The following is a 580-nucleotide window of genomic DNA, read 5'->3' as shown; positions in this document are numbered from 1 at the left end:
AAGACCGGCATGCTGGCCGCCGACGCCGCGTTCGACGCGTTGCAGGCCGGTCGCCAGTCGGACGAGCTCAACGCGTATCCGGATGCGTTCAAGCAATCGTGGCTGTACACGGAGCTGTACCGCGCACGCAACTTCAAGCAGTGGATGGCGAAGGGCCTGTACCTCGGCACGCTGATGGTCGGGCTGGAACAGAAGGTGATGGGCGGCAACGTGCCGTGGACGCTGCACCACAAGCATGCGGACCACGAGATGCTGAAGCCGGCGTCGCAATGCACGCCGATCGAGTACCCGAAGCCGGACGGCAAGCTGACGTTCGACCGGTTGTCGTCGGTGTTCATCTCGAATACGAACCACGAGGAACACCAGCCGGCGCACCTGACGCTGAAGGACGTGAACGTGCCGGTGAACGTGAACCTGCGCACCTACGCGGGGCCGGAAGCGCGCTTCTGTCCGGCCGGCGTCTACGAGTTCGTCAAGAACGACAGCAACGAAGATCGCTTGCAGATCAACGCGCAGAACTGCGTGCACTGCAAGACCTGCGACATCAAGGACCCGACGCAGAACATCGTGTGGGTCACGC

Annotated in this window: 1 protein-coding gene; it reads left to right on the top strand. The window is 62.9% G+C overall.

The window, feature by feature from the left end; translation table 11 throughout:
* The coding region (locus tag DIE12_RS37770) for a 4Fe-4S dicluster domain-containing protein (protein ID WP_185641264.1) at nt 1–580 on the top strand (580 nt) is incomplete at both ends.

The organism is Burkholderia sp. Bp9015 (genome assembly GCF_003853505.1).
Taxonomy (GTDB): Bacteria; Pseudomonadota; Gammaproteobacteria; order Burkholderiales; family Burkholderiaceae; genus Burkholderia.
This window is presented reverse-complemented; position numbering and strand designations above follow the sequence as displayed.